At 39.6% G+C, this 846-nt stretch carries 1 protein-coding gene; it reads left to right on the forward strand.

What is annotated here, in order from left to right:
• Positions 1–17 precede the first annotated feature (17 nt).
• Positions 18–846 (forward strand): hypothetical protein (locus CWM53_RS20345; protein WP_227521724.1); only part of this gene is annotated, 829 nt, incomplete at its 3' end.

An 846-nucleotide genomic window follows, 5' to 3' on the forward strand; every position in this document is an offset into this window, starting at 1 on the left:
GCAGGATCAACGTTGCAATGCAACGTATCAATTACTTCCCACACAAGGAAGTCTCACAACATCCAAAGCTATTTGCCGCTAGTGATAAAAGGATTTCACACATGAAAAAAATATTTCTATTCTCGGCTTTATTGGCTATTTTTTGTAGTCAAGCAGAAGCAAACTGCGATATTAAAAGCACCGCAAAAAGGGTGAATTTTAATATGCCAAGCAATGTTAAAATATCTACTGACCCAACTATTCCGGTAGGAGGTATACTCTATACAAAATTGATGGGTATCGGCGGTTCCGCACCCGCGTTTACTTGCGACAACTCATCGAAGAATAGATATACCACTGTGATCACTGCCAGCGAAGTTCCAGGGGTGACTGGCATTATGGGTAAACCTGTTTATGAAACGGGAATCCCAGGCATTGGTTATCAAGTTAGTGATCTGCTTACTGGCTCGGTCTATGGAATGATGCCAGCGGTTGCAGGAAGCATACCGGTTCCAGGAACAACTGAAAATACACTTTATCGCTATTGGTTAATCAAAACTGGAACTATTGACTTAAGCCAGTCCCCAACTAATAGCAGCGTATCATTTTATGTTGCTGATAGCGATATAAAAGCCACACTGCCATCTAACTTACTATTATCAATAAATATGAAATTTGCAAGCCCTGTACCTCGCGAAAACTCATGCGAAATAACATCAACTAAAACCGTAAACCTCACAAGAATTGATAAACTGACACTTTTGTCTACTTCACCGGGAAGTAAAACTTCAAAAGAAAAAACCTTTAGCTTGAATATTAAGTGCGACCAAAAATCAACTGGAAATACGGTTTACTATTGGTTTAACC

The sequence above is a fragment of the Klebsiella sp. A-Nf5 genome, from assembly GCF_002810545.1.
GTDB classification, from domain to species: domain Bacteria; phylum Pseudomonadota; class Gammaproteobacteria; order Enterobacterales; family Enterobacteriaceae; genus Klebsiella; species Klebsiella variicola.